Below are 6,000 nucleotides of genomic sequence, written 5' to 3' on the forward strand. Positions count from 1 at the left end.
TTTCATCATGATATATTAAACGCGTACTTTCTTAGCACACCACTTCGAAACTAAATACAAAATCACACTATATAGTCCAACAATTACAATTCCTGCAAAATATCCAAAATAACTAGTACCTAATAGGTTCATTCCAAAATCTCTGTATGACATTGGATTGAATGTATTGATCTTCTGCATGTTTCCTAATGGCGATGCAAAAGAACAAAGACCCAAGACAACTAAAAATACAAGCAAAGATAAGTATTTGTTTTTCATAAGTTTAGATAATACAGTTATGAGTAGGACATAAAACGTTGTAGACAGCACAAGTCCAAATGTTACAAATAGTGTACATTGCCACAATGGCATCAATTCCATTCCTGGCGTTGTAAACTGATTAACACTCATATTCGTTAGTCCACTTGCCACAAGCTCAATATGATCCAATCCTTGTGTATCCCAATAATGAAAACCAGTAAATCCTGGCTTATAATATAAAACCGGATAGATCAGATTCGATACACCTTTAAAAGGTACAAGAACTATCATATAAACTAAAATAGGCAAGAAAACAACCAATAGAACAAAAAGCACGTCAGAAATCAAATTCCATCTCACATATTTTTTCTTTACTCCAGAAATAGTTAGAATTGTTTTTTCTGTCTTTGCTCGTCTTTCTCTTTGTTGAAACAATAGAAGTCCAACCAGCAAAGGTAAAACTACAGGCAATATATATCGAGCTATCTGTAGTGAAACACTGGATGCATCCACATATGAATATGTTATTGGAGTAAGATCATGTTTTAGCAAGTAGTCAAAGTAACGAGCCTGCTGCATTGAACAAAAATATAAATTAATATCATTATTTGATTTTTGTACAATTAATTTCTCGTATTGCGACAAATCAGGTAATCCATATTCCTTCCTTAATTCTTCTAGAACATCTGCATGTTCAAAATAGGAATCATTAGGCATGTTTGAAGTCACCATATACCACTGTGCTTCCAACACGCTCACCTTTACTTTATATTCACAATATGACTTCCAATTTTTTTCTTTTCCATCCTGCTCACCCTTATCAATAGTCTGACGTATCAAATTTACTTCATCCATAAATTCTTGGTAAAGTTTGGGATCATTCTTTTGTAAAACACTTGCTATACTAATGCCTAGTGATGTTTGATATGGACTTTCTGTAAATGATTTTGTATTCAAAATAAACAACAAAGCAATCTCACAAATGATGAATAGTACCACTAGAATTAGATTTTCTTTTCTTTTTAAATTAGATTTGATATTGAAAAGCACATAAGTCCACATTTATCTCACCAACTCTCTTTTTTTGAAACATTGTAATGAAATCAAACTACAAGACAGAAAATACATCAAGCTTATAATAGCAGCCAAGACAACCTGCTTATAAATAATTAGGTTCACAAAATCAATATGTAAAAATGGAATATACACAAAGAATCTAGAATAGCCTGTTACATTTCCTAAGACAAAGAAAAGTGCATATAGAATTAGATTTACAGCTACAATAAATCCATTATTTAAACTGAATGTAAATAACAATGCAGATATACCGACCACAAATATACTTTCTACAACTAATAGAATAATACTTTTTGCAACAATTTCTTTCACTGTATACATCTGATTAAAGTAAAAGTACGGATAATCACAATTTCCAATCCCAAAAATCAATCCAGAAAGAACGATAATCAAAAGCATCACTATTATCAAAAAAGTTGCTGCAAACAATGAAAACTTTATCTTATTCAACAATATTTTTTGCTTTGAAATTCTTGAAACATATAAGTTTTTATAAAATCCACTTTCCATTTCCAAACCGAATATATCGCATAATAATATGCATAGAATCAGCATGACTACTAAATACAATTTTTGATTAAACAATTCGTTGAATATATTAAAAGTATTAGGTTCATATGGACTATTCAACATTTCAATATGATTCTTCTTTAGATATTTCAACTGCTTTGTTTCATTCTGCAAAGTTTGAACATCTCTTTTCTCAAAATCATTGATGATATACCCCTCATTATTTGCCTGCAACATCAAATGATTCCAGCTCAATTTTGATTCAATAAATTCATCTGTCTTATTTTCACTGTTGTAGTAAAAGCGGATCAGACCACTCGCATTGCGATAAACCTTTTCCCAAAATTCAGACTCTTCTTCACTTCCTGCTTCATCCATTCTGTTTTCAGAAACTCGATAGGCCTTTTGGTAGATTTTGATTTGAGATTCATTATAATGCTTATCCATGTATACGTTATAACTAATAAAACAAATAAGAAAGAATACAAGAAATCCAAATACACCGGCATTTCGTTTATTAAAGATAAACTTTTTAAGTTCATACATCATAATGATGCCTCTTGAATAAACTCATTGTATACATCTTCTAATGTTTTGTGTATTTGAGTAATATTCTTCACTTGAACCCCTTGCTTTTCTAAATTTGAAAGTACTTCCATAACAGAATTTACTTCTAATTTATAGGTGTTTCCTGTTTGTTCTATGATTTGCAAGTCTGATTGATCTGGTATTTTTCTATCCGTTTCTAATACATATACATTTTCTTTTTCTTCCATGGAAATCTCTTTGATTTTCCCAAAATGGATACCTATGATTCGATCTGCCATCTTTTCAATTTCACCTAACTGATGACTTGAAATTAGTAAAGCTACATTCTTTTCCTTGGCCAAACGTATCAATTCTTCGCGTAAGCCTTGAATCCCTGTAGCATCCAGTCCATTCATTGGTTCATCTAGTAACAATACTTTAGGTTCTTTCATTAAAGCCACAGCTAAACCTGTTCTTTGTTTCATGCCCATGGAATATTGGGATACTGCCTTAGTTTTCAGTTGAGAACCAATCTGAGTAAACTCCATCATTTCATGCAGCTTTTCTTTTGAAGCATGATTTAAAGTGACCATTAATTCCAGATTTTCTTTACCTGTCATATTTTCAAATAATCCAGGACCTTCAATCATACACGAAACATATGATAATGCTTTTTCCCTTTGTTTAACTACATCTTCTCCGCATATAGAAATAGTTCCTTCATCCATATTTATCAAATTACACATACATTTCATTACTGTGCTTTTCCCTGCACCATTTTGTCCAACAAAGCCAACTATTTCACCAGGTTTCATATTAAAAGAAACATGATTTAATACAATTTTATCTTTGAAACTCTTAATTACATTTTTCACCTCAACTACATTTTTCATCTTTCTCATCCAACTTTCTTTTTAGTAACAGCACATCATACACGATCAAGTAACCAGTAACTATGTATATTTATAGATTAACTGTAACTATTTTACATAGTAATGTAAGCGTATCGTTGTTTACTGTAACTCTTTACATATTATATATCACCTGTAGTTTATTTGTTCAATAACTTTTTTTATGATTTAACATGTCCAAAATAAACTCAGACCGCTCACCGACACCATTCTTGACCATATTAAAAAAACATCTTATACAATTTCAAAAGGTAAATTTTTTTCAAGAAGATCATTCAAAAATCGAATAATAAAAAAGAGAGTCATTTCATAAGTTGAAATGGCTCCCTTCGTGGATTGGGTGTCTCTGTCACCATGGAATATTCAGTAATAATTCAATCCATTACTGATTCATAAATAAATGGTAAAAATAATTCTTCTTGCTAAGTAAATCTTCAAATGATCCATGTTCTACAAGTTTACCATGTGATAAAACCAATATATCATCAAATCCCTGTAGCATTTTCTTATGAATCTTATGCGTTACATAAATTATGGTTTTATCGGTCAATTCTATAATATTACTTTCAATTTTTTCAGTATTAATACTGTCAAGACTTGATGTAATCTCATCACACAACAATAAATTGTGACAATGTAGTTTTGCTCTTGCTATAGATATTCTTTGGATTTGTCCTCCTGATAAATTGCCTGCATCTTCAGAAACAAATCGATTCAAATCTAAATCTGAAATATTCGCAAATTCCATTGCACTTTTCAAATCTTCTTCAGAAAAATTTTCTCCTAAACACAAATTTTCTCGAATAGTTCCTGAAAATAAATGTTCTTCTTGCCGAATGATTACCGGTTCTTTGTCAAATGAAATGATTCTTCCTTTTTGAATTGAATAATAACCTAAAATCAATTTTAATAAAGTCGACTTTCCTGATCCACTGTCTCCAACAATCGCATATTTTTTTCCTTTATCAAATTGGAAAGAAAAATCCTTGAATATAGATTCTTTGTTTGGAAATCCGAAACTCACATGTTCAAAACAAACTTTATTTTGATTTTCTGAAATAAGAAGTGCTTTCTCGGTTTCTTTCTTATCAATCATTCTAATCAATCTATCATTAATGCCTTTAATAGCCACAAAATTTCCATAATATGAGGCCATAGTATACAAACAATCAATAAAATTATTTGAAAGTGTCACCACAGACATGAAATATGTAGCACTAAAATATCCATTTGAACTCAATATTGCTAATGCTAAAATAAAAAACATTTGTCCAATTACCGCTACGGAATTGGCATATGTTGTATTTAACTGAGTAAAGAAATTAAAGTGGAAACATTTATTCTCATAATTATCAATATTCTCTTCACCTTTACGAATATAATGTGGTAGAACACGATAATCTTGAATGATATCGAAACATTGAAATAACTCTCTCAATTTTGAATTATATTCTTGGCTTTGTTCAGATAATTGATTAGATGATTTCTTTAATATCTTCGCAAACAGACGTGGAACGGCTATCGTAAATATAGCTATCAAATTCATCATAAAAAAGACAGTCCAGTTTACATGTATTAAATAAAAACAAATACACAAAAACACAACGCATTGAGTAATCATTGACAAAAAAGGAAAGAAATAATTATCATCAACCATTTTTACATCATTTGTAAATAAAGATAAATATGATCCGATTGAGTTCTCATAAAATTCATTATGATTTTGATTAAATATACTACGATAAATATCTTTGGATAAGTCTGCCCTTAATTTCTGTCTATATTTTGCTTTATATCTAGAATTCAAATATGAAAACAAAGCTTGATAAATCATAAAAGCTACGATCAGCCATAAGCTCACAGTTATTTTAGATTCATCTTGATTTAAAAAAATGCCAGAAACATTTTCAATAATATAGGCTAAAAATAGAGGTGTTAAACATGTTAATAAATTGATAATCAGCGTAAAGCAAAATAATATTTTATTCTTTTTTATATATCTAATCATAATTGAACCTCTTTTATACTCTCAGTGAATCTTTCTATATGTCTAATATTGTAAACCTTTTTACTTCATTTTCAATTGTTTTTCATTATTTTCACTACCATACAAATGCATATCAGACAATCAAAAAAGTATCACCCACAAAAAGTGATACTCTTTTATTATCCATCATAGATTTATATTGTTATATTAATCAATAGAGGTTTTTCATTTCTAATCACTTTGAATATCCGTTACACACTCATCCTTCTTTACAGATTCTTTTAGAATCAAATAAACCTCTGTAAACGCAGCTACATCATATGGCTTCACAAACAATGCTCCAATTCCAAAGCAAAGAAAACCTAGAAAATACCATCCTAGAAAAGATAAATCTAAGACAAATAGATTCATCTTTTGTCCAGTCATCATTTTTCGCTACAAGGGTACTATCACTGATTTTAAAGTTTACTAGAATTCCCTGTCCATAAGACCTCCCGGGGTAAGACATGAGTCCTTTTTCTTTCACAACGTCTTGATTTACTGTCTTGGTTTTACGTTTACCTTTTGGACTTTGATTTGTAGTGCAATTTCATCCAGTCTTATATATTTTAGCTATATAACATATCACACATTAAAAAATCAATTAAATGTTAAACGTCAATCATAAAATAATGTAAAGTTATACTATACACTAAATTCCTTTATCCAATCACCGAAAGATAACAATTGATATCCCTGAAAAACTAA

The 6,000-nt window shown here is 29.9% G+C and carries 5 protein-coding genes; all 5 read right to left on the reverse strand.

All coding sequences use genetic code 11. The features are described 5' to 3' along the window. Positions 1-15 precede the first annotated feature (15 nt). Entirely contained in the window at positions 16-1,302 is a 1,287-nt protein-coding gene (locus H8911_RS07120; RefSeq protein WP_186999160.1) for a hypothetical protein, read from the reverse strand. Then, positions 1,303-2,376 (reverse strand): ABC-2 family transporter permease, encoded by a 1,074-nt coding sequence (locus H8911_RS07125; RefSeq protein WP_186999161.1) that lies wholly within the window; start codon positions 2,374-2,376, stop codon positions 1,303-1,305. It lies immediately after the preceding gene. After that, positions 2,373-3,248 (reverse strand): ABC transporter ATP-binding protein, encoded by an 876-nt coding sequence (locus H8911_RS07130; RefSeq protein WP_186999162.1) that lies wholly within the window; start codon positions 3,246-3,248, stop codon positions 2,373-2,375. Before H8911_RS07130 ends, H8911_RS07125 begins: the two co-directional genes overlap by 4 nt. Positions 3,249-3,648: 400 nt before the next feature. Next, positions 3,649-5,274: an ABC transporter ATP-binding protein gene (locus H8911_RS07135; protein ID WP_186999163.1), complete on the reverse strand. Its 1,626-nt coding sequence runs from the start codon at positions 5,272-5,274 to the stop codon at positions 3,649-3,651. A gap of 210 nt (positions 5,275-5,484) precedes the next feature. After that, on the reverse strand, positions 5,485-5,682 hold the full coding sequence (locus H8911_RS07140; RefSeq protein WP_255466317.1) for a DUF975 family protein: 198 nt from the start codon (positions 5,680-5,682) through the stop codon (positions 5,485-5,487). Between the last annotated feature and the right edge of the window lie 318 nt (positions 5,683-6,000).

This window comes from Holdemanella hominis (assembly GCF_014306155.1).
GTDB classification, from domain to species: Bacteria; Bacillota_I; Bacilli_A; order Erysipelotrichales; family Erysipelotrichaceae; genus Holdemanella; species Holdemanella hominis.

Bases quoted from the DNA above. Each gene is read 5' to 3' on its own strand.
- H8911_RS07120 (WP_186999160.1), bottom strand. From the start codon at position 1,302: ATGTGGACTTATGTGCTTTTCAATATCAAATCTAATTTAAAAAGAAAA.
- H8911_RS07125 (WP_186999161.1), bottom strand. From the start codon at position 2,376: ATGATGTATGAACTTAAAAAGTTTATCTTTAATAAACGAAATGCCGGT.
- H8911_RS07130 (WP_186999162.1), bottom strand. From the start codon at position 3,248: ATGAAAAATGTAGTTGAGGTGAAAAATGTAATTAAGAGTTTCAAAGAT.
- H8911_RS07135 (WP_186999163.1), bottom strand. From the start codon at position 5,274: ATGATTAGATATATAAAAAAGAATAAAATATTATTTTGCTTTACGCTG.
- H8911_RS07140 (WP_255466317.1), bottom strand. From the start codon at position 5,682: ATGATGACTGGACAAAAGATGAATCTATTTGTCTTAGATTTATCTTTT.